Annotated in this window: 17 protein-coding genes; 13 read left to right on the top strand and 4 right to left on the bottom strand. The window is 41.2% G+C overall.

The features are described 5' to 3' along the window. Nucleotides 1-70: 70 nt before the first annotated feature. A complete protein-coding gene (locus tag V1L65_RS07280) occupies nucleotides 71-1,618 on the bottom strand; it encodes a response regulator (protein WP_331698446.1) in 1,548 nt (515 codons plus the stop codon). Further along, nucleotides 1,615-3,393 (bottom strand): sensor histidine kinase, encoded by a 1,779-nt coding sequence (locus tag V1L65_RS07275; protein ID WP_331698445.1) that lies wholly within the window; start codon nucleotides 3,391-3,393, stop codon nucleotides 1,615-1,617. Before V1L65_RS07275 ends, V1L65_RS07280 begins: the two co-directional genes overlap by 4 nt. A gap of 192 nt (nucleotides 3,394-3,585) precedes the next feature. On the opposite strand from V1L65_RS07275, the gene V1L65_RS07270 reads away from it, so the two are divergent. The 6 genes from V1L65_RS07270 to V1L65_RS07245 all read left to right on the top strand — a co-directional run bounded on the left by V1L65_RS07270 (nucleotide 3,586) and on the right by V1L65_RS07245 (nucleotide 10,557). Beyond that, nucleotides 3,586-4,926 carry an ABC transporter substrate-binding protein gene (locus V1L65_RS07270; RefSeq protein ID WP_331698444.1) on the top strand — a complete coding sequence of 447 codons (1,341 nt, stop codon included), beginning with the start codon at nucleotides 3,586-3,588 and terminating at the stop codon, nucleotides 4,924-4,926. A gap of 67 nt (nucleotides 4,927-4,993) precedes the next feature. Then, nucleotides 4,994-5,863 (top strand): carbohydrate ABC transporter permease, encoded by an 870-nt coding sequence (locus tag V1L65_RS07265; RefSeq protein WP_331698443.1) that lies wholly within the window; start codon nucleotides 4,994-4,996, stop codon nucleotides 5,861-5,863. A 5-nt stretch (nucleotides 5,864-5,868) separates the two neighbouring features. Beyond that, nucleotides 5,869-6,687, top strand: coding sequence for a carbohydrate ABC transporter permease (locus tag V1L65_RS07260; RefSeq protein ID WP_331698442.1), 819 nt, complete (start codon nucleotides 5,869-5,871; stop codon nucleotides 6,685-6,687). A 268-nt stretch (nucleotides 6,688-6,955) separates the two neighbouring features. Next, nucleotides 6,956-7,693: a hypothetical protein gene (locus tag V1L65_RS07255; RefSeq protein ID WP_331698441.1), complete on the top strand. Its 738-nt coding sequence runs from the start codon at nucleotides 6,956-6,958 to the stop codon at nucleotides 7,691-7,693. A 10-nt stretch (nucleotides 7,694-7,703) separates the two neighbouring features. Next, on the top strand, nucleotides 7,704-9,392 hold the full coding sequence (locus V1L65_RS07250) for a vWA domain-containing protein (protein ID WP_331698440.1): 1,689 nt from the start codon (nucleotides 7,704-7,706) through the stop codon (nucleotides 9,390-9,392). Nucleotides 9,393-9,417: 25 nt separating this feature from the next. Then, entirely contained in the window at nucleotides 9,418-10,557 is a 1,140-nt protein-coding gene (locus V1L65_RS07245; RefSeq protein ID WP_331698439.1) for a toxic anion resistance protein, read from the top strand. Nucleotides 10,558-10,904: 347 nt separating this feature from the next. On the opposite strand, the gene V1L65_RS07240 is transcribed toward V1L65_RS07245, so the two are convergent. Together V1L65_RS07240 and V1L65_RS07235 are read right to left on the bottom strand one after the other, a co-directional pair. Next, a complete protein-coding gene (locus V1L65_RS07240; RefSeq protein WP_331698544.1) occupies nucleotides 10,905-11,825 on the bottom strand; it encodes an IS3 family transposase in 921 nt (306 codons plus the stop codon). Nucleotides 11,826-11,836: 11 nt separating this feature from the next. Continuing rightward, nucleotides 11,837-12,160, bottom strand: coding sequence for a transposase (locus V1L65_RS07235; protein WP_331698438.1), 324 nt, complete (start codon nucleotides 12,158-12,160; stop codon nucleotides 11,837-11,839). Between the two features lie 115 nt (nucleotides 12,161-12,275). On the opposite strand from V1L65_RS07235, the gene V1L65_RS07230 reads away from it, so the two are divergent. From V1L65_RS07230 to V1L65_RS07200, 7 genes are all read left to right on the top strand, one after another. Continuing rightward, nucleotides 12,276-14,189, top strand: coding sequence for a hypothetical protein (locus tag V1L65_RS07230; RefSeq protein WP_331698437.1), 1,914 nt, complete (start codon nucleotides 12,276-12,278; stop codon nucleotides 14,187-14,189). A 188-nt stretch (nucleotides 14,190-14,377) separates the two neighbouring features. Continuing rightward, nucleotides 14,378-14,860 carry a sigma-70 family RNA polymerase sigma factor gene (locus V1L65_RS07225; RefSeq protein WP_442955678.1) on the top strand — a complete coding sequence of 161 codons (483 nt, stop codon included), beginning with the start codon at nucleotides 14,378-14,380 and terminating at the stop codon, nucleotides 14,858-14,860. Then, nucleotides 14,861-15,211: a hypothetical protein gene (locus V1L65_RS07220; protein ID WP_331698436.1), complete on the top strand. Its 351-nt coding sequence runs from the start codon at nucleotides 14,861-14,863 to the stop codon at nucleotides 15,209-15,211. Next, nucleotides 15,189-17,477, top strand: coding sequence for a carboxypeptidase regulatory-like domain-containing protein (locus V1L65_RS07215; RefSeq protein ID WP_331698435.1), 2,289 nt, complete (start codon nucleotides 15,189-15,191; stop codon nucleotides 17,475-17,477). Before V1L65_RS07220 ends, V1L65_RS07215 begins: the two co-directional genes overlap by 23 nt. Before the next feature lie 135 nt (nucleotides 17,478-17,612). After that, entirely contained in the window at nucleotides 17,613-20,003 is a 2,391-nt protein-coding gene (locus V1L65_RS07210; protein WP_331698434.1) for a hypothetical protein, read from the top strand. A 273-nt stretch (nucleotides 20,004-20,276) separates the two neighbouring features. Beyond that, entirely contained in the window at nucleotides 20,277-21,311 is a 1,035-nt protein-coding gene (locus tag V1L65_RS07205; RefSeq protein ID WP_331698433.1) for a LacI family DNA-binding transcriptional regulator, read from the top strand. A 108-nt stretch (nucleotides 21,312-21,419) separates the two neighbouring features. Next, complete coding sequence (locus tag V1L65_RS07200) at nucleotides 21,420-22,748, top strand: ABC transporter substrate-binding protein (RefSeq protein WP_331698432.1); 1,329 nt, start codon at nucleotides 21,420-21,422, stop codon at nucleotides 22,746-22,748. The last annotated feature ends 10 nt before the right edge of the window (nucleotides 22,749-22,758 follow it).

Below are 22,758 nucleotides of genomic sequence, written 5' to 3'. Positions count from 1 at the left end.
AGCATGCAGCAGTCTATTGGGAGTCATTCCCTGCCGCTGTGCTTAGGCTTTTTATATAAATGAAGAGTAGTTAGTTGATCATGGAGCTCCGATATTCTGAAGGTGTACGTCCTTCGTAGGTTTTAAATACTTTTGAGAAATAATGTCGATCGATATAACCAACGATTTCTGCGATATCTTTAATCGGCATATCCGTTTGCTCTGCAAGAAGCCTCTTAGCTTTCAGCAATCGCTGCTCTGTCAGATGTTCCACGAAGGAGCTTGAACTATGAATGCGAAACAGATTGCAAAGATAGGTGCTAGAAATATCGAATTTGTCCGTAAGTGTCTGCAATGTTAGGGGCTGAGCTAAATTTGCGGCGATGTAGTGTTCAATTTGCTGGAATAACACTTCACTGCGTTTTTCACTTTTCAGCTCGGAAGGCTTCATAACTGCTTCAAGCCAATCTGTAAAAGCTTGTCCAGCTTCTTCAAAATTAGCTGAATCAAACAACAGCTCTTGAATGGTCACTTCCATTTCCCTAATAAACTTAGGATCGCGTTCTTCTAGCGAGTAACCAAGCGCCTTGGTTACTTTGCGAAGCTCTATCTCGATAATAAATGCAGGACATTGTACGTTCTCCCATTCTTGAAATAGCTCTTTAATCAGTTGCTGAATACTCTTCCAGTCTTGTTTCTGACCCAAATAATTTAATGTATTCAACTGGACATCGGATATGGTCAAATAGCTTGATTGTCCTTCACGCTTTAATTGCTCCTCGGTAAGCAACTGGTTTTTACCAATTACGTAGTGATAATCAAGGGAGCTTGTTAATAGACGAGCATACTTATTAGTCTCATGGACATCACTGAAGAAGGAGCTGTATGCAACTATTGCGCAGGATTCAGGTGTGGAATAGCTGTTTAGCAGGAATTGACTTATTTCATGCAAACGAGCTTCCTCATGGATTGCAAACTCAAATATAAAATAAACGCCTTTTTTATTAGGATTAGTAAAAGCCCACACCTCTTCTTCTGAACCAAGAATACCTCGTAGCTGTTTCAAATCAGTGTTAAATTTAGTGGTATGTTGATCATATAAGAGCGGATTAAACTGGAATACACTGCTATGAAGTGCTACTATTGCCAGCGATTGAAAGGATGGCTGCGCGGCGATACTAATGTGCTCTATATCCGCAGATACATGAGCCTTTAGCATATATTGCAGCAAGGCATGTTTTCTCAAATAAATATGTTCCTGCATATGAGAGGCTGCTTGCTTCAATACGTCCATTATGATGGCGGGCTCAATCGGTTTAACTAAATAATCCACAACGTTAGCCTTGAGTGCTGTTCTTGCATAATCAAAGGACGGATAGCCGCTCACAATAATCGTTTTGATATGAGGCCATTCATCACGAACATGCTGTGCCAACTCTAGGCCATCCATGTCAGTCATCCGTATATCCGTAAAAATAAGATCAGGAAGCATGACGGGTATTTCGGATATGGCTTTCTCCGCACTGTAGCATTCTGACACGATATGTATGGGCAATTGTAGATTATGTCCGCACTGTTGAATAACTTCTCTTAGATTTTCCAAAAAAAATGGCTCATCGTCGACCAGCATAATTTTCATTTTAATTCCTCCTGCTGCAGCATGGAGCCCTGTAAAGTAACAGAGATGCCGCCATCTTCATTTCTGCTGATTGCAAAGCTGAATTGCTGCTTCCATTTCATCTTCAACCTGGCAATAGAACTGACAAGCCCCATACCGCCAAGCTGAAGCGATGGGTATTGTGCTAAATTGTGATACTCAATATTTTCAACATAGGCTGAAATACGTCTCATGACATCCTCTTGTATTTCTACGTTCATACCTACGCCGTTATCAGATATGACAAGATCGAAGCGTTGGTTCGTAATGAAGCCCTTTAATTTGATGTTTAGCTGAGGAATCTCATCTCTTAAACCGTGCTGGATACAATTTTCTACAATAGGTTGAATCGTTAATTTAGGAAGACTTATACCTAGCATCGCTTCTGGCACATCGATTTCGAATTGCAGCCGATGCAAATAGCGAGCTTTCATTAGATTTAAATAATTTTCCGTAAATTGCAGTTCGTCGCCAAGCTGTGCCATAGCAGATTCGGTCGAAACAGTATATCGCATAAATTGGGATAGTTTACGACTAATATTTGCAACTGCTTCTGGCTGCTTGCGATCTGCTGTAATCGTAATGACGCTGAGCATATTAAATAAGAAATGCGGATTGATTTGTGCCTGAAGCTTTTGAAAATGGGATTGAAGCTGCAAGGTGTGAAAATGTACACGCTCGTCCATGGATTCCTTAATACGAGTATTCATTTTTTGAAAAGACCTGCGCAAGGATTCAATTTCGTCCAGCTTATAATGATTTTCAATTTTCAACTCACTTTCATTGTCCAGCTCGATTTCATTCATAGCCTGTTTGAGTGAAGCGATAGGTCGTGTTAACAATTTTGCTAATAAATAATAAAAAGCTACAGAAAAAATAATAATTAAAGCTACTGCAAGCAGCATCGTATTGCGAAATACGATAAGAGGGGCAAACAGTGAATTTTTCTTAGCAAGAGTTACAACAGAGAAGGCCTCTAAATCTGTCATTTGTCTTACAGAAATAATGCCTTGCTTATTGACTTCTGCGAAGCCAGTTTGCTTCTCCAACTCCAATTGCACCATACTTAGCATTTGCGATACTTCGTCCTGATTGGAATGGCTTGTGAATACTAATTGATTACGATTCAAAATTGAAATCGAAGAGCCTTCCATATTTTCAAGCAAGTTTGAATCTATTAATGTATTAGGTTTAAGCACCGCCTCTAAATACCCGATTTTGTAATTGCCCCACTGAAGCATCCTTGAAAGGGAAAACTGTCCATTATCCAAACTGCTTAGTACGATGCCACCTTGCTCGTTGTCAGCCATTTCTTTGAATGGAATAGTCGTCCATTCATCATGCGTAGTCTCATATTCAAAATGCTTGGAATAGCGATCACCGTTATTCAAATATAGATTTAACCGTTCTATGCTGTTGTACGTCGCCATCATCATAAGCATGTAGTTATCAATAGACTTGAATACCTGCAGAGCATTGGTGCTCTCGGGTGCTGTTTGCTTGCGCAGCAAATAGTTTGCGAGCGTAGACCTTGTATAGTCGTAGCTGTTATATAACTGAAAGGTAATACTTTTAAACATTGTAAGTTGAGCAGAAACGCTGCTGGCACTATTGCCTGCCAATTGCTCGACGCTGGTCATAATATTTTCCTTAATTTGCTTATTAAAATATAAGTACAGCGGAAAACTAATAGTAATGGTCAGCATAATAAGTGTAATGGAGTATACAAGAAACAGCTTTGTTTTAAAGCTTTTCATAATGCGTTAGACCCCCTTTCTGAAAAATAACAAAGCTTTAAAATGCAGTATACACCAATAGGGGGCAAAATTGCACTCGATGTGAAAGCGTTTAATATTTTCCCCCTGTCACTGTAAGAATCACCATTTACGTAAACGGAGGCACAAAGCTATGATAAATAGGAGCAATAAAACTACTAGGGGGAAGCAAACATGATAAAGAAATCGTTTAAAAGCATTATGGCTGCTGCACTGGGCACTGCTCTTGTTGCATCATTGGCAGCTTGCGGGGCGGATGATACAAATAAGAATAATCCGAGTCCGTCAGACGGAAATAATGACCCTGCACCAGCAGTCCAAAAAATTAATATGCTAGGACATACAACATGGTTTGTACAAGGAATGGAAGCCGTTATTCCGGTAGCCAAAGAAAATGGCTTTGAGCTTGTTATTGAAAAAGTGCCTGAAGGCGAAGACGGCGCAAACTTAATGAAAACACGCTTTGCAACAAATGATAAGCCAGATATTTTGTTCTACCAAAACGGGATATCTACTAATCATGGCTTTGGAACGCCTGGGGACGTGTTTGTTGATCAAGAAGGACAGCCATGGATGGACAATTTCGATAAATCAGCCTGGAAAAATATGATGGATACGTTCGAGGATGGGAAATGGTATGGTGCTCCTTATGGTGGTACAGATATGGGGGTTGTCATTTACAATAAGAAGGTTTTCGCTGACTTAAATTTAGAAATTCCAACAAATATGGATCAGTTCTGGACTGTATCTGAAAAAATTAAAGAGGCTGGCATTACACCTATTTACTTCTCTGGCCAAGATGCTTGGACTACGCAGCTTCCTGTACTAATTTCCAGCGCATCCAAACAAGGCTTAGAGCTAATCCCACAAATCAATGAGAATAAAGCAAAAATGACAGAGTGGGAAGATCGTAAATTTGGTATGGACTTTATAGTAGAGGCTGTAAACAAAGGATTAGCTAACGCAGATATTCTTTCTTCTACTTATGATAATGCACAAAAAGCACTGACATCAGGAGAAGCAGCGATGTACCATATGGCATCGTGGGTTATGAATGAGATTGTTGCCAAGTATCCGGAGGGTGTTGAAAATCTAGGTTCTTTTGTAATGCCGTACAAGGGCGGAGGCGAGGATCTAGCTGCTATATGGGCGCCCAAATCCATGTATATCGTTAAAGGCCCTAACCAAGAGGCTGCGCAGAAATTTGTAAACTGGTTCCTGCAACCTGAGGTTCAAGATATATTCTTTGCAAACCAAGGCGGTATTCCTACTATTAAAGGAGTAACGAAAACATCGCTTACTCCAGCTGAGCTGGATGCGAAGGCATATTTGGATGAAGGTCGTGCGATTGGATATACGCCTTACCCGTTACTTCATAATGCGAATGCCAATCTGCCTAACTACACACAAGAATTATTTGTTAAGGGTGGAAGAACAACGACAGAATTACTTGAGGCTATGCAAAAGGATTTGGAAGTTGATGCAAAAGCGAAAGGCGATTCCAACTTCAAATAAAGAAATGTAGGATAAGCGGAGGAGTTTCTTATTGAAGAAGCTCCTCTCACTATCTAGAGGTGAAGCTATGTTAAAAAAACGATTTTACTCCTATTGGCTGCTATTGCCTGGCGCACTAATATTTACGATATTTTTTATTGTTCCTTCATTAATGAGCTTTTACTTTGCCTTTACGAATCTTAACGGAGCATTCCAGGTTACTCGTTTTGTAGGTTTCGAAAATTTTGTTACTTTATATGATAATCCAAACAATCTTTTAGCCTTAAAAAATACATTTATTTTCGCTATAGTCACTACTGTAATCAAGGTGTTTCTTGGATTAATCCTTGCGATATTAGCAAACCAGGCTATTAAAAGCAAGGTAGTGCTGCGTTCGATCCTATTCTTTCCTGTTATTTTGAGTACAGTAGCAGTGTCTATTGCTTTTAAAGCCATTTATCATCCCAGCACAGGCCTGCTAAATGTATTCTTGAAAAATATTGGTTTAGACTCTTTAGCGATGAATTGGCTTACCGATCCGGCCATTGTTATGTATGCCATATCGTTTGTCGAAATATGGAAATGGACAGGTTTTTCCATGATTTTGTTTCTAGCTGCGCTGCAATCGCTGCCACAGGAGGTCAATGAAGCGGCAAAGATTGACGGTGCAAGCCCATGGCAACAATTCAGATTTATTACCTTCCCCATGTTAATACCTGTTTTAAATACAAATATCATTCTAAGTACAATTGGCGGTTTAAAAGTGTTCGATATTGTTTATACCTTAACGGGCGGCGGCCCAGGCAATGCATCGAATGTAATCAATACTGCCGTGTTTAAGGCGTATGCGGCAGGTCGAAATGGGGAAGCCACAGCAGCTAATCTGGTATTGTTCATTATCGTATTAATTGCTGTCCTTGCTCTTAACAAATTTATTAATAGAGACAACAGTAGGTGAGCCTGATGAAAAAATGGAATAAACTATTGCTCGAGCTTATCGCTATTATGGCGATAGCTATTGTCGGCATCCCGATTTATTTCGTTGTTGTGAATGCTTTCAAGACGAAGGCAGAGGCTGCCGATATGAATCTCTCATTACCATCTGATTGGAACATCATTCAAAATATTAAAGATGTATTTGCAGCAGCGGCTATACCGCAGGCTTTTATAAATACATTCATTATTACCTTCTTCGGTGTCATACTCGTCATTATTCTGTGCTCGATGTCTGCCTTTGTTATCCAGCGTCGAGATACGAAAATAACGAAGCTCCTAACGAATATTTTGATCATTGGCCTTATTTTGCCGATGATGGTTATTACAACTTATTATGTGGTAGATTTCTTTCATTTAATACGCACTTATACTGGTGTTGTGCTGCTGTTTGTTTCTACGAACTTCGCCTTTACAACCTACCTGTATATTTCGTTTATGCACGGTATACCGAGAGAGTTGGATGAAGCTGCTATCATTGATGGCGTAGGAAAATATCGTCTGTTTTTCGGTATTATCTTCCCGCTGATGCTGCCAGTAAACGCTTCTGTTCTTATCTTAACGGCTATGAACATTTGGAATGACTTTACGATTCCGTTTTACTTCTTGAACTCAGCTGGCACATACACATTAAGCTTATTGATTTATATGTTCTTCGGACAAAAAGGTTCAGATTGGAATCTTGTGTTTACTACAATATTGCTCGTGTCTGCTCCTGTTATTTTGTTATATATATTTTTACAGCGCTATATTGTATCAGGAATGACAGCTGGTGCAGTAAAAAGTTAAGCATAGAATCAAATTGGAACTGCTTCAAGCGGAATTTGTCCGCAAATTGGAGCAGTTTTTTTATATATTCGCTTCTTCTTGGAACGTAAGGAAGTATATTATATTATTTTAAGCTATAAAAAGGAAAATGGGGCAATATGTCGAATATGCTTTAGTTGGTTATATTTTCTAATAAAAATATCTGCAAATAAAATATTTTTAATAAATATTTGCTACTTCTTTAACAATCAAACGTATTTGCTTATACGAGGTAGAGGAGGTGTCAACTTTGGCTGGTATAAAGTACATAAAACTATTCGGCATTATTATTGCGACAATTGTGATTAACGTAATTGTATTCTCGCCAGGGATCCTTGGGGTTGCTATCGGGGAAAGTGCGCTGGCTTCTGCATTTGGCATTACCTTGATACTGGCCAGTATGCTTGCTCTACTTTATGGAAGCTACAATGTGTTTTTTAAACAGCCTGTTGCTTTGCCAGTAAAGGAAATCATTACGCATGAGGATTACGTCGAGGCTTTGATGCCCTTCATGCGCGTGGGCTCATTGGAGGGGGATGTCAGTTTTACACTTGATCAAATGGAACGTTTAGTAAGAAAAAACGATACATTAATGAATGTTCTAGGTCAACGGTTCGAATCTACGGAGCTAAGCTACAAAAAGTTTGCTTCAGTAATCCGAGAGGTTGAAAAGTTGTTTTATTTAAATATAAGAAGCATGATCAACCGTCTGCGTGTATTTGATGAAGCTGAATTCAAAAGTGTGATGAGCCAAAAGGCAGCCAGATTTTCTACGGGAATTATGCAAGAAAAGGCAAATTTGTATAATGAGTTCTTATCGTTCATGAAGCATTCATTGGATACGAATGAAGAAATTTTGCTGAAGCTCGATAAGCTGCTGCTTGAAATATCGCGTTTAGACAGTTTTGATCCTGCAGAGATTGAAAAAATGCCGTGCATGCGGGAAATTGATTCTTTAATTAAGCAAACCAAATATTATAAACAGTGAGGTGCTGAACATGGCCAAAAAGAATAACTTTTTTATTATATCGGGTATCATTCTAGTTGTCGTATTCGTGCTTGTTTATTTAGGTGTTAACATGACCTCCAATGTAGGAAAATCTAAGGCACAGGTGACGCTTGACGATGCCGACAAACGTCTTAATAAGCTTTATTCCAATATTTCTGTCACGACAGAACAGCCAATAAAAGGACAGATAGATTTAAACCCTGTCGATTTAGCAGCGTCGCTCCCGGATATATCTAAATTTCCAATCACAGTAAAGAACAGCACGGACTATTTTATTGAAATCTTTTCTTCCCCAGAGAAAGGGGGAACAGGTGTAGACGGCTGGCTGACGGATGTAGCTGCAGAATTCAATAAAGCCAATATTATGATTAACGGCAAGCAAGCATCGGTAAAAATTCGCAATATTGCCTCAGGTACTGCAACGGACTATATTAGGTCCGGCAAATATGTTCCTGATGCCTTTACGCCTTCAAACGAGCTTTGGGGTGAAATGGTTAAGGATAGCGGAGTTAAAACAGATCTAATTAGCAAGCGGCTTGTAGGTAATGTTACAGGTATTGTAATCGCAAGAGCGAAGTACGATGAGCTGGTCAGCACATTTGGCTCTATTAATGTAAAAAATATTACGGAAGCGATAGCCAACAATGAATTTTCAATGGGCTATACCGATCCTTTTGCCAGCTCTACAGGACTAAACTTCCTGCTAACGGCGCTGAATACTTTTGACAGCTCTAATATTTTAGGGGAAAAGGCAGTACAAGGCTTCGAAAAATTTCAAGCTAATGTTCCATTTATTGCTTCTACAACGATACAAATGCGAGATGCAGCCAAATCAGGCATGCTGGACGGTTTTGTCTTGGAATACCAAACATTCCTTAATGCAGCAGATTTAAAAGGCGCCTACGTATTCACACCGTTTGGTGTTAGACATGACAGCCCGCTGTATGCTTTAGGGAATATTTCAAAGGAAAAACGCGATATTGTCGTCAAGTTCGCAGAATTTGTGAATCAAGATAAGTATCAGAAATCTGGCAAGGACAAAGGCTTTAACAATTTGGAGGATTACAAGTCTGAGCTTGCAGATACAGACGGCGGTCTTTTGCTAGCTGCTCAAAAATTGTGGAAGGAAAAGAAAAATGTCAGCAAGCCGATCGTTGCTATATTTGTAGCTGACGTTTCAGGCAGCATGGCAGGAGAACCGCTAAATCGCCTGAAGGAGTCACTGCTGCAGGGACAAAAATATTTAGGTAATGACAACAGCATTGGTCTAGTTTCTTATTCAAGCAAAGTTTCGATTAATATGCCGGTAGGCAAATTTGATACGAATCATCGTTCCTTGTTTGTGGGAGCTGTAAACAGCTTGCAGGCAGGCGGAGGCACTGCAACCTTCGATGGGATTGTAGTAGCTCTTAAAATGCTGAAGGAAGAATTGGCTGTAAATCCGAATCAGAAGCCGATTATCTTCGTTCTTAGTGACGGTGAAACAAATGAAGGGCACTCGCTTAAAGAAATAAAAGGGCTGATAGAAGCCTACCAGGTTCCAATCTATACGATCGGATATAACGCTAATATCAAGGCGCTGCAAAGTATTTCCAGCATTAATGAAGCAGCAAGCATCAATGCGGATACAGATGATGTTGTATACAAAATTGGCAATTTGTTCAACGCACAAATGTAAAATACCTAGTCTGAGGAGGAATACTATGTCATTTTCGATGGAAGTCATAGACCCAAAAGAAATTAAAGCGGCGATTGAGGAAGAAGTAAAGCCTGTGCCTGAGGAGCTTGTCAAGCTGAAAGAGCTGGCTGAGTCCAATGTTGCTGCTATATTGGACCTTGATGTAGGTTCGCTCGATAAGCGAAGAGAAATTGTGCAATCCATTGAATCGTTCGGCATAAATACGATGCGCGCCTCTTCGGATAAAAATACGCTGCTGCAGGTTGCCGTGGGGAATTTATCTAAGACAGGGGACGAGGGCGGTCAAGTAGCCAAGGGACTAACTGAGCTGCATGTACAGCTTAAGGATTTGGACCCGAGTATGATCGATTTTGCAAAAACGGGAATTCTAGGTAAATTGTTCAATCCGTTGCGTGCTTATTTCCTTAAATATCAGAAGGCAGATACCATGATTGCCGACATTGTTGTCTCTCTCGATAAAGGAAAATCTACGCTCAAAAATGACAATACAACGTTAGAGATTGAGCAGCAGGTGCTTCGTGATCTGACGAAAAAGCTGCAAAAGGAAATACAGCTCGGAGCACTCATGGACGAATCGATTGAAAAGCAGATTGAAGCTGCCAAGCTGCGAAATGAAGACCCGGATAAAATTCAGTTTATCACGGAAGAAGTTCTTTTCCCGCTGCGTCAGCGTGTTATGGATTTGCAGCAGATGCTCGTCGTTAACCAGCAGGGCATTATGGCTATTGAAGTCGTAATGAGAAACAATAAGGAGCTTATCCGCGGTGTCGATCGGGCGAAGAACGTTACGATATCGGCTTTGAAAACTTCTGTAACAGTAGCTAGTGCTCTTTATAATCAGAAGATTGTGCTTAAAAAGATAGAGCTATTAAATCAAACAACGAATGATATTATTGCAGGCACTTCGAGAATGTTGAAAAATCAAGGAGCAGCTATTCAGAAGCAATCTCTGGAAGCTAATATATCACCAGAAACACTGAAGCAGGCCTTTGCTGATGTACTATCTGCACTGGATTCTATTAGCAGCTATAAGCAGGAAGCACTGCCTAGAATGCGCCAAACGATTGAACAGTTTAGAGAGCTTGCCGACAATGGTGAGAGACAAATTGTACGGTTGGAAAAAGGGCAAAGTTTAGGTTTATAGTAAATTAGTTGCGGCTGATTGGTTGAAGTAGTTGATGTAGAAGTGGCAGCTGACGTAGTTGATGGAGAAGTAGTGTCTCATGCGTTCACTTAAAGCAATGATGCAAAAATACATCATTTTATTCTAAAATGTCCCCTTAATTTAAAAATCCTGCGATTATGCAGGAATTATTAGCTCAAAACCTCTTATAATCAAAAAAGAATGGAAAATCCTGCATTTTAGCAGGATTTTCCTTCAAATGACCCTTATTCCCAATAAAATGATGTACATTCGGCTAGGCCCCCTTAATCTGGAGTCTGGCCCACCAAATAATGTTCAATTTTAGAATTGCTTCATAATTCACTAGATTACAGGACTCGATGAAACTCTGTTCGATCTTCCAGCTCCATGACCCACTGCGAGAATTCCACTGGCGGCATGCTTTTTAGGCTACCGTGCATTCTGCGGTTGTTGTAAAAATCCATGTAACGATCGAGCTCGTCATAAGCTTTTTCAAGTGTCATGAACTCAGTTAGACTGAATAGATCACGCTCAAGCAAGCTGTGAAAAGACTCAATGTATGCGTTCATATTTGGACTACGTGGCGGGATACGTTCGTGGTATATCCCTAGGCTCTCACACGTGTCACCAAATAGCTTGCTAACGAATTGCGGTCCATTATCGGTACGGATAGTAGGTAAAGCTACTCCAGGTTCCAGGCGATCCTGTAGAGCAAGGAGAAGTGTCTCTACGACGTGCTTTGCCTCACACGCAGGACCTCGATGCTGCCCGACGACTACACGGTCAAATACATCGATGATGCTAAGCACGAAAAAGAATCGTTGACATCCCAACGCGTATCCGTACTTAATATCTATTTGCCATAGTTGATTAACCCCGGTTACCGTCCGGTTTCTCGGTATTCTGCGTGGATGCTTGTTCTTTTTCTTCCGTTGTTTCTGAAGAATTCTTAACTCCTTGCATAGGCGGTATGCTTTCTTTTTGTTTAGAATTAAACCACGCTGTCTGCGGAGGCACAGAGCTAGATTCTTGTACCCATAAATATGTTCTTCTCCTTCAAGGAGTTCGAGCAGCCATTGTTTAATCTGTTCATCGTCGACTTTTTCACCCGTGTTCGTAAGGGAGAATCCAGGCACAGGACGCCCTTTTTTTCCGCATGAGGTACCTTGTTCGGTCTTGGATGCATCTTGCGTCTTCCGGTAATAGTAGGTTGATTCATGGACTTCCAGGATGCGCAGAACTTTAGCTGTTGAGTCCCCCCGCTTAATAAATGGTTCTGCTACTTCAAGTTTTTCAGATAAGCGGGGTTCTTCTTTTTTACGAGTTCTCGAAGAATCTCGATCTCAAGCTCCTTCTCGCCAAGAAGTTTTTTTGCCTGTTCGAAGCGTGCCTCTATCTCTTGAAGTCGACATAGTTCCTGTAGATGCTCATCTGCTGTCGGAATCTCCTCTAGATTGATTTCGTCACGGTGGTCTCTTACCCATGCACGTACGGTTTCAGGATGAATACCGTACATGCGGGCGAGTGTCCCCACCTTAACACCGGCCAGTGCTTCCTTTACGATTTTCAACCGTGTTTCTTGATTCAAGTGCTTCTTCCTCATGCCTCTCGTCCCCCTCTAATAACAGCTTAAATTATTGGGTCAGGAAACTCCAGTTCAATTAGGGGGCCTAGGAGCATTTGCAGGATTAGTCCTGAATTTTGTAAATGGAGGGACAATGAATAAAATCCGTTTAGTAGTTCTAGTTATAGCTGTTGAGGTCATGCTTACTGTTTTGCTCGGATTGGGCGCTTATTTTGGCTTTTCCATCTATCCTTATTCCTTAAGTTCATTAGGAACAACAGCAGAAGCTGAACAAATACAAGCATCGCTTCCGCTTTATATGCCCACATTAATGGATTTGAAAGTACCTTATACAACATTTGAAGCTGGTCCGATGGATTTAGGTTTTTTGTCGGTGGCCCTTACCTTGATTGTACTCGCGATCCAAAGCTTTGTGCGCGGCATGTATCTTGGCGGTCTGAAGCAGGAGATAAGGAGCAGTAGTGAAAGTTCAAGGTCATTTTTAGAAAATGGCAGGCATTATTTTGGCAGAATGCTTGCATGGTCGATTTGTCAGTTAACTTTTAGCTATTTAAGTATTATGCTGGGATATGCCTTTTTCCCGTTAGGATTTATTCTCATCATCCTATCTTTATTTTTTGCATTAACCCCTTATATCATAGTTATACGTGATCAGTCGTTTAGAAGTGCTTTGCTAAGTGCCCCGGGCATTTTACGCAGAAACTTTTGGAGCTTAGTGCTGCTTGCGCTGTTTGCCATGATTATAACAATGATAGTAGGAATCCCGAAATTTTTGCCGATGCCATTAGGATATATGCTCCCGTTGATCGGTCATGCTGTAATGGGAACTTGGCTAATCAGCTTGCTGATGAGCAAGCTTATGGTGAAGTTGCCTGCAACGCGGGAAAGCATAGCGAAGTCAGAGAGAAGCAGTGATGAATACCGTTCGACATGGGCTGTATCTCTTGCTTATCTATTAGCAGGCTGTTTGCTTATTGTTTGCGGAGGTGCTGCTTCAATGGGTAAGCATTTACTTGTTTTTGATTTTGGCTCCAAAAAAGTACTAGAGGGCTTATCTTATCAAGCTGCATATTCGAATATTTACTCGCAATATCCATTAGAAATCGCCAATTATTCGTGGTCTGATGAAGGTTTTAAATTATCCTTTCCCGAAGCGACGCTGGCAAGCCTCGCAGCAGGCAAACAGCCGCAAGAGCTTCGTGGTATTGCTGACATAGAGTGGATCGTGAATGAACAAAAAGTAATTAGTAACTATCCATCTACCCATTATGTGATTGAACCGCATTTGCGCAAAGCAAAATTAATGTATAGGCTTGTCCGGCAGCAGACAAAAGAGGGCGTTTACTACACGAGCGCTCGTGGAGCGGCTGTCATTATTGATGGCAGCGAATCTTCGCATATTCCACTTGATGTGGAAGTGATGCTTAGCGGTGATGGAAGCCAGTTGTATGTTTTGCAGTACGAGAAGCGGCTGGAAGTGAAAAATCTGCTCGATGTATCGAAGGATGGCAAGCATATGATCATAGGCTTAAGCCGTTTAAATCCTGACAATATTCGCATGTATTGGTTTAGTGATCGGGCGGATAAAGAAGCTGTTTTCGATTTGCTTGCAGCTAAAAATGACCGCTTGGGCTTATCGGGCGTGACAGATTGGAGTATGGCGCTTGCCATTGCGCTGCAAGAGGCGGACGGTCACCAAGTATCAATAATACTTGAGCTCTTGCGAAAGCAGGATGTTACTGTGACAGCACCCGAGTGGAGCGAGTTGCAATGGTCTACGTATTTGCGACAATTATATAATGTCAATGATCCTGAAGAGTTTATTGAATATATATCCAAACCGGGAAAACAATTTGAATTTGTTAGTTCTCCAATAACTAAAAAAGTGAGTACAGATGACAGCTCAGATGATTCTACAGAGACTGACGAGTTGATGCAATATGAGCTGCCGGTCATTTTTCCGAAGCAAACCTTAAAGATTAATTATACGCAATCCTATCAGTCGAGAAAAATGATAGGTTTGGAAATTAAGTTTTTAAATGAATAGCAAGGAATATAGAACCTCCACTTCCACTTAACGAGTGATTTGGAGGTTCATTTATTGTAATTTCATTTATTTTGAAAATTATGCAACCTGTCAGCAAGTTGATGCATCTTAGTAATAGATAGGAGGAGAGTGGACTGGATGTAGTAGAGCGGCTTAAGAGGAAGGATGAAGCGGCGCTGCAAGCGCTGATGGACCAGTATGGCGACTACTTGTTGCGTATGACCTATTTGCTGCTGAAAGATAGATATTGGGCAGAAGAAGCCGTTCAAGATACTTTCATTACTGCTTACACGAAGATTGAACAGCTGCGTGATGCCAATCAGCTCAAGAGCTGGCTCACTCGAATTGCGATTAACCATTGTCGAATGAGACAGCGCAGCTGGTCTTGGCGCAAGCTGATTCCTTTTGCACGGATGGATGAGATTATTGAAGAACGGGCTGAGCCTGATACGGAAGAATTATTTTTGGAGAAAGCACGCAATCATCGACTCGGAAAATCATTGCAGCATTTAGATTATAAATATCGAGAGGCAATAACGTTGTTCTATTATTCAGAATTAAGTATTAAAGAGATTGTGGAATATACGAATTTAAATGAAAACACGATTAAATCAAGGCTGGCTAGAGGGCGCGAGCTGCTGCGCAAGCTATGGGAGAAGGAGGAGTTGTAAATGAATAATGAAGACGAGAGACTTCAAGAAAAGTTGGACGGGGAGCTGGGAATGCTAACATTTACAGGCCAAATGGAAGTACTTAAACATACCCATCCAAAATCTCGCAAAGACAAATTAATAGCATTATGGAATAAGGAGCTAGAACTATCGCCGATCCCTCTTGCAGCGGCCGCTGTTTCATGCTTATTGATTTTCTGGAGCATAGGGGCATACGATACGAGCCTGCCGTTAGGAAAGAGTGTTCCATTGGTTAAGAGCATAGAACTGGTCGAAGCTGGAGGCAATATTTACTATAAGGAGCAATATGAAGGGAGGCTGAAGCAGTATGCGAAGGAAAGTAACCATTAAAGTAAAGCATCTTGTTATGACGACGTTATTGCTTATGATTGGAATCCCTTTTTTCATAAATATTGTTCAGCCCCAAGCGGAAACATTACTGGCAAAATGGCGGCCTGAATTAATAGATTGGGAGTCAAGGTCGACTAAAATAGTAGATAAAATAGATAAAGCCTCAGGTTCGAAAAAGTGGGAGCTTATTCGTGAGCATATTATTGAAGGGAGCTCGGATGATATAAGGCAGGCGCCTATTTTTGTAGGGTCTGGTATGAGTCAAAGGCAAGGGCCAAGCGAAGCTGCGATACAAATAGGCAATGAGGATACAATAAAATTTTTGGAGCAGTATATCTCATCGGGCCCAGCAGACGGTTATTTAAGCCGAGCAGCAAGACAGTTGGCCTATAAATACAGTAAAATTGGCGAGCAAGAAAAAGCCATTACTGCACTAGAGGCGGCAGAGCAGCGGCTGTTGGAGTCATCTGAAAACGGTATTAGACAAAGTTTTGGATTATATGAGCTTACCTTGCAACGGGCAAAAATGTTAGCGGACCTAGGCGATTTGAAACGTTCGGATCATTTGTTGAACGAGCTGAAAAATAAATGGGAGACGACTGATATACGTGAAAATGAACAAATAGCCTTTTTGCAAATGAAAAATTCATTGCACAGCGGGAAGCTAGAGGAAGCCTTGAATATAGTAGAGGAGCAGGTAGGTACTAAGGAGAAATCTCAATTATGGGAAACAAGTAATTATGCTATTAACATTCATGGTACGCTGTTAATGCTGCGGGATTTAATGGACCGCATGCTGGAGAAGGGCGGCAAACCTGCAGTAATATCAGGAAAAGTAACGCGCAGCGATGGAACGCCTGTTGCAGGAGTGGGTGTATTTTTAAGGCTGAAAGAAAATTTGTACCATAGCTTGATGACAGATGAGCCTTATCAAACGATTAGTGATGCAAATGGCAATTACTCGTTTCATGGAGTACTGGCTGGTAGCTATCAGCTATACCTCGGTTTAGATTACGAGCAGGTCGACGGCTACACTTGGTCAACAGGCCGCGATGTTTGGTTTGATGTGGATGATAGTGATCAAACAGGACAAATATTTGAGCAACCGCTTGTTCTGGTGCCATTAATTGAGCTAAATGAACCTGTTAATAAACAAATTATTACAGATTCAATGATTCGCTTCAGCTGGGAGCCAGTTGCTGGCGCAGCGTACTATAACTTGATAGGGCATGTGCCTGTAACGAATGGAGCCAATGGCGCTACGATCGAAACACATATCAAGACTAACTTCAAACAGATGACAGCAGACGAGCTGTATGATACATTAGCACTCATTTCTTATGGAGAAAGAGGTGATTGGAGCTCAATTGTACCGGAGCCTCTGCTTGGATTTGCTAATCCGGATGCGCTTTTTTTCTGGGAAGTGCAGGCATTTGATGAGCATGGAAATTTTCTGTCCAGCAGCAGCGGCTATCGGCTGGATGAGGATACGATTGGGAATCTACCATTTTTTTATTTGAAAACAAGAACGCTAACAGATGCGGATCAGCTGCTGCTTGCTGGAAAACCAGATGATGCATTAGCGGCATATCGTATTGCATTTGAGAATAATGAACAAGACCTGTACAGTCTGCGAATGATTACAAAAATGCTTCAAGCAAAATATTCAGTATTGGGAGAAGCTGAGATCAAGCAGGAGGAGCTGAAATATTTGCAGCAGCAGTATAAGCTTGCGCCAACAGAGCGCGTCGTGAGCAGGCTTATAGATTATTATTATGAAGAAGCGGATTGGACTGCCTATCATAAAGCGATTAACGAGTATTTATTATTATCCGACTATGGAAAATTAGGTGATTACGAGCAATCTCGCTATGCCACAGCGCTTATGAAGCAAGGAAAGCTGAAGGAAGCGCAGCAACAGTTTGAAATTGCGATGGAACTCGATAAAACTCATCGATTTGTCGGAAACTATTTGGCAGTGCTGCTTTATAATGATACGTCCTTCGAATTGGCTTTGCAGGCAGCAGAGCAATACCGAGATCGAACGAGTTGGAGCGGGTCATTCAATTGGTCCCAATTGATTGAGCGGCTGCAGGCAGAAGCAGCTAGGCAATCAGCAGAGTCTTCGAAGGAAGCCTATCTGAAGGAATTGCAGAAAGGATTAGAGTTGTATTTTTATGATGGAGATTTGAAGGAATGGCTCAAACAAATAAAACCTTATCCAGCTTTACGTTCATTTATTGAATCTTTGCAAAAGGTAAGCTAGCGGCTAAAATTTTAAACAAAAGAAGCCTTAATCAGAATCAATTCTGATTAAGGCTTTTCTATTTTTTAATATTGATAGGCTATCAATAAGATAGTATGATATTTTTTGATGGAAATATCTAGTAAGGGGGAGCGTATGAAAAAATTGATCTATTTATTTATAGCAATCATTGTACTACTAGTTGTAGTAATTATGTATAACCAGTTGAAGCTTAAAGAAATAGATATTGAGCTCGGTAGTAATTATTTGCTTGCTCCTGGCATCAAAATGGCGGCATTGTCCGAAAGTACTGCAGGAGAATCCTCCGCAGTCTTTGAGCTGGATCATAAATATAGACAACCTCATCAATTTATCGTCTACTATGGAGAATTAAAGTATAGCGGGATTCCCGACTATTCTGTGTATGATCTTATGGTGGTGCTGGATAACGACAAAGAAACAGTTGCAAAAGTGAGAGCACAAGGGACGAAAATATTTCAATATGTTTATTTCGGCTCGCGTTATGATAATACAGATGAATTTCTCGAAATCACGAAAAATACGATTAAATCATTCAAGGATGAAGGCTTGGCAGATGGGATTTTTCTAGATGAAAGTGATGTTGCCTATTGGGATAACTCTGATTTGCAAGATTCGGTGAAGCAGCAGCTATTTTATGAGGACTTAAAAGAAATTACCGATTATATCCGCTCGCTTGGGATGGAAAGTATTATTAATGGTACACGTTCCTTTGCGGAGCTTGGAGACTATTTTTTATGGGAAAGCTATTTGAGCTATTGGTCCACTAATCAAGTCAAATGGGATAGCACAACCTCGCTCACTAGGCAGCTAGCTTCGAATGGAGCAGCAACCTATGGTAGCCGGTTTAACAATTGGAAGTTCGAAGGTACTACACATGTTAAGAACGGTAAAGTGATAGGCGGCGAAAAGGGCGCAATGGAGATCATTGTGGATTTGGATAAAATGACAGAGCTTGAAGATAGAAGTGACCCTAATGAATGGGGCTATTTGGAGTGGCTTGGTCAGGGCGGGAGCGATGAGACGGTATCGATATGGACATGGACAGGAAATTCTTTGCCTTTCGATGAGTCCTCATGGACGAAGCTGCCAAAGCTATGGAAGGGCGAGGCAAGAAGTTGGAATGGCATCAATCAAACCTCTAAATATGTGAAGCTGAGATTTGAGTTCGCCGGTGCAAAGGATTTGATGATGGAGCAGGTAAGGCTGACATTCAATTATAATTATCCATACTGGAATATGGACGAGTCTAATGGGGATGCGGATACTAACCCATACGATTGGAATTATAACAACAGTCAATTGAGATATCTTCGTGAGCAAACACGCAGCGACGGCTCTCCAGTTAAAGTACTAACGCATAGTTATGGAGAGAGTACTGACCTTGATAGAATCAAAAATACATTTCTAGGCTCAGCTATTCATGGTTTGTATAGCTGGAACTTTGTTCATCCTTTAATGCAGACGGTTCATTACCCTGAAATATTGGAAGAACCGCTAGGCATGCTGCTCAGGCGGGAAGAAGCCGGCGATGCAGTAACGGGTTATTTTACAGGTGGTACTGCCTCTATTAATACAGCCAAGCATACTTATTCCTTGGATAGAGAAGAGCAGTCCTACTTTTTTGGACAAGCTATTGCAATTGATGGCAGCACAACAGATTGGAAGCAGAGTGACAAACTATATGATGAGCGAAATACGAATGGTGTGTGGGTGACGGATGATAAAAATAACTTGTATATCAAAGTAAAGGTTGCGGGCGGCATTCATTTTAATACGGATGAGTCTGTAGAACAGGACTATTATTATCATATTTATTTGGATACGAATGTTAATGACAAGGCAGGCTATAAGGGCTCTTGGTGGGAAACACCGGCAACAAGTGCAAAGTTCAGATTAACGAATAATGGTCTGTACAAATGGGATAGCAACACGCAAGATCCGCGCAGTAACAACGGATGGGAATGGATTGGCACGGATAAAGTTTTGTATCAGCTTAATGAGGCTGGAGATGAAATAGAGTATCAAATTAAAAAAAGCGAGCTAGGCAATTTGCCTGCTCAGCAGCTCAAGCTTTATGTAATAGCTGAAGATGCAAAGACGCATCAAGCAATCTTTATAAAGCCAGAAGGCTGGGATGGCAAAACCTTTACTGGTGAAATGACTTATACGCAAAAAGTATTCAATCCATACGTTCCTCACGGTTACATCCAGTCGCAGGAAATTGAAGTAAACGCCGGAAGAACTGCTGTCCTGTCATGGAAGGAAGAAGGCGTACAAGTTATGGAGAATGATGCATCCACTGTGGAATCACCGGAAGTAAAAGGGTGGATTCGGAGAAAAACAACTGGGAACGAGGGTTGGGATGATTGGGTGGAGGTCGATAATGGACAAGAGCTGAAAGGGAATTTTGACCGCATTCAGTACAGCGTGGGCTTATATACAGATAGCGGAATCTATTCACCTAAGGTATCCAATGTTCATTTGAAGATAAAGGTGAAAAAGTAGGTATCATTTAAGCCCGATTCGCTTGACACTTCCGTTACGATTTACTAATTGCTGCGCTTGCACATTCACGGAATGAAGCGGTTCAAATATTTGAACGCTTGTTTCCAAAAGAAAAAGGGTTTGGAATGCTAAAATAGTCAGGATGGATTGTTCCGGCAAGTTTGGGCAGTCCTTCTTTTTTATTCCAATGAAAGCGCTATAAAAATAGTTATTGACAATAAAATGCAATCCCTTTATATTGTAGTTAAACGGTTAACTAAAGGGAGCAGAAAGATGTCAAAGAAAAAAATAACGATCAGAGATGTAGCTAAGCATGCAGATGTATCCATTGCTGCTGTCTCCTACGTGCTTAACAACAAAGCGCATAAAGTATCCGACGATACCGTCGCCCTCATACATAAGTCCATTAAGGAGCTAAATTATATTCCTAGCATTTCGGCAAGAGGGCTCGTAAACAATACTTCGCAGCTTATAGCTGTCATCATTCCTCAGACGGAAGAGCATAAGCAGCTAGTTTTTCAAAATCCGTTTTACAGTGAAATGATCAGCAATATTGAAGCGGCAGTTCGCAGTGACGGATATCATGTCCTTCTTGCCGGAGTTGAAAAAGGCAAGTCGTATCTAGATATATCGATCTCGCGAAATTTGGACGGCGCTATTCTTATCGGAATTTATCCTGAGGAGCTATACGAAGAGTGCAAGCAGGCTAACATTCCAATCGTGCTGGTTGACAGCTATATTCACGATCAATACTTTGCCAATGTAGGCATTGATGATGAACATGGCGGCTACATTGCTACGAAGCACTTGATAGACAATGGACATAAGCATATTGCGATTGCGACAGGCAGTATTAGGCGTGATGGTGTTGTGGAAAAGAGATTTCTCGGGTATAAGCGCGCATTAGAGGAAGCAGGTCTTCCTTATCGCTCAGATTACGTTTTTGGCGAATCGGTTTCCTTTGAGCATGGCCATGATACGGGCTGCTTGATTGCTAAAGACTATCCAGAAATTACAGCCGTTTTTGCAACTGCAGATGTGATGGCATTTGGTGTTATGCGCGGTCTAATGGAGAATGGTTTGACCGTACCTGATGATATTTCCGTTATTGGCTTTGATGATATATCTTGGGCACATATGTTTTTTCCGCCGCTAACAACAGTTAGACAGCATATCGCGAGCAAAGGGCAACAAGCTGCACAACTGCTATTAGATCAAATCAAGCGTAAAAAAGTGCTGACTGCGGAAGAAAAACAGGTTTTAGTACCGCTGGAAGTTATTTCTCGCAACACGGTTCGGAAATTATAACTAAACTTTTTCAATACGAAGTTAAACGGTTAACCTTGATGGGGTCAAGGCATACTGTTTGATGATAAAGGCTGAAATAATCATTTCATTATTATTAGGGGGTTAACGATGATGAGAATGTTGAGAGGCAGGAAGTCCGTTTTTATTTTATCCGTAATAGTAGTGCTTGCGATGGTGGTAGGCTGCAGCAATAATAACGGCAGCAAACCGGTGGCGAGTGAGCCAAACAAAGCGACTGACCAAAACAAAGCGACTGACCAAAACAAAGAGAAACAGCAGGTAACCGTTAAGTTTACAAATTTCTCTGCTGCAGGTGATGCGGCACCCGCTTTGGAGGCTATGAGGGTAAAGTTTGAAGACTTGAATCCGGATATTAAAGTAGATATCGAAACAATCGGATACGATGAGTATTTTACACAAATGCAAACAAGGGTTGCCGGCGGCACTGCGCCGGACGCTTATGAGCTTAACTTCGAAAACTTTTTCTCTTATGCCAAGAAAGGTGTTTTGAAATCATTAGATGAATTTTCTATCGACAAATCGGCTTTGTATGAGACAGCATTAAATGCGTTCCAGTCGGACGGCGTCCAATATGGCTTGCCAGCGAGCTTCTCTAATGTTGTGCTTATTTATAACAAGGATCTTTTTGATAAAGCCAATGTAAGCTATCCTACAAATGATTGGACTTGGAAGGATATGGACGAAGCTGGAGCGAAAATCCGAGCGCTGGGCAATGATATTTTTGGCGTACACCAAAGCGTACAATTTTTCGAGTTTTTTAAAGCCGCAAAGCAAAATGGCGGGGGCTTGCTGAACGCAGACGGTACAGCTTTTACAGTCAATTCACCAGAAAATATCGGAGCATTGCAGCATTTGGCTGATCGTATCAATAAATCCAATATTATGGCTTCAGATGCGCAATTAAGCGGAATGGGAGACTGGGATCTGTTTAAAAGCGGCCGTTTGGGCATGATTATTACTGGAATTTGGGCATTCCCGGACTTTGTTGAAAATGTATCCTTCAACTGGGATATCGCGGTAGAACCAGGCAATGTACAAAAAGCTACGCATTTCTTCTCCAACGGTTACGTTATTAACAAGGAGTCGAAGGTTGCAGATGCGGCATTCAAGTGGATTAGTTTTATGTCGTCAAGCGAAGAAGCGGCAAAAATCCGTGTAGATGCAAACTGGGAGCTGCCGGCAGTTACATTTGCTTCTGTACAAGAAAACTATTTGAAAATAACGCCGCCAGAAAATCGCGAAGCGGTATTTGAGTCGCTGAATTACTTAATGACACCTCCAGTGATTGAACAGTTTAACGAAATGAACGATATTCTTTCCCAGCATTTATCGAAGGCTGCCCAAGGTGTAGTATCGCCGGAGCAAGCGCTGTCTGATGCGCAAAAGGAATTGGAAAGCAAAATCAAGCTTCAATAATTCATGCATT

This window comes from Paenibacillus sp. IITD108 (genome assembly GCF_036541265.1).
In the GTDB taxonomy this organism is placed as follows: domain Bacteria; phylum Bacillota; class Bacilli; order Paenibacillales; family Paenibacillaceae; genus Pristimantibacillus.
Note: the sequence above shows the minus strand (reverse complement) of the source record. Positions and strands in the feature narration are given on the sequence as shown.

Excerpts from the sequence above, each read along its gene's own strand:
- V1L65_RS07250 (WP_331698440.1), top strand. The coding sequence starts at position 7,704 with ATGGCCAAAAAGAATAACTTTTTTATTATATCGGGTATCATTCTAGTT.
- V1L65_RS07230 (WP_331698437.1), top strand. The coding sequence starts at position 12,276 with ATGAATAAAATCCGTTTAGTAGTTCTAGTTATAGCTGTTGAGGTCATG.
- V1L65_RS07210 (WP_331698434.1), top strand. The coding sequence starts at position 17,613 with ATGAAAAAATTGATCTATTTATTTATAGCAATCATTGTACTACTAGTT.
- V1L65_RS07275 (WP_331698445.1), bottom strand. The coding sequence starts at position 3,393 with ATGAAAAGCTTTAAAACAAAGCTGTTTCTTGTATACTCCATTACACTT.
- V1L65_RS07235 (WP_331698438.1), bottom strand. The coding sequence starts at position 12,160 with ATGAGGAAGAAGCACTTGAATCAAGAAACACGGTTGAAAATCGTAAAG.
- V1L65_RS07205 (WP_331698433.1), top strand. The coding sequence starts at position 20,277 with ATGTCAAAGAAAAAAATAACGATCAGAGATGTAGCTAAGCATGCAGAT.
- V1L65_RS07245 (WP_331698439.1), top strand. The coding sequence starts at position 9,418 with ATGTCATTTTCGATGGAAGTCATAGACCCAAAAGAAATTAAAGCGGCG.
- V1L65_RS07265 (WP_331698443.1), top strand. The coding sequence starts at position 4,994 with ATGTTAAAAAAACGATTTTACTCCTATTGGCTGCTATTGCCTGGCGCA.
- V1L65_RS07260 (WP_331698442.1), top strand. The coding sequence starts at position 5,869 with ATGAAAAAATGGAATAAACTATTGCTCGAGCTTATCGCTATTATGGCG.
- V1L65_RS07225 (WP_442955678.1), top strand. The coding sequence starts at position 14,378 with ATGGACCAGTATGGCGACTACTTGTTGCGTATGACCTATTTGCTGCTG.
- V1L65_RS07270 (WP_331698444.1), top strand. The coding sequence starts at position 3,586 with ATGATAAAGAAATCGTTTAAAAGCATTATGGCTGCTGCACTGGGCACT.
- V1L65_RS07200 (WP_331698432.1), top strand. The coding sequence starts at position 21,420 with ATGATGAGAATGTTGAGAGGCAGGAAGTCCGTTTTTATTTTATCCGTA.
- V1L65_RS07280 (WP_331698446.1), bottom strand. The coding sequence starts at position 1,618 with ATGAAAATTATGCTGGTCGACGATGAGCCATTTTTTTTGGAAAATCTA.
- V1L65_RS07220 (WP_331698436.1), top strand. The coding sequence starts at position 14,861 with ATGAATAATGAAGACGAGAGACTTCAAGAAAAGTTGGACGGGGAGCTG.
- V1L65_RS07215 (WP_331698435.1), top strand. The coding sequence starts at position 15,189 with ATGCGAAGGAAAGTAACCATTAAAGTAAAGCATCTTGTTATGACGACG.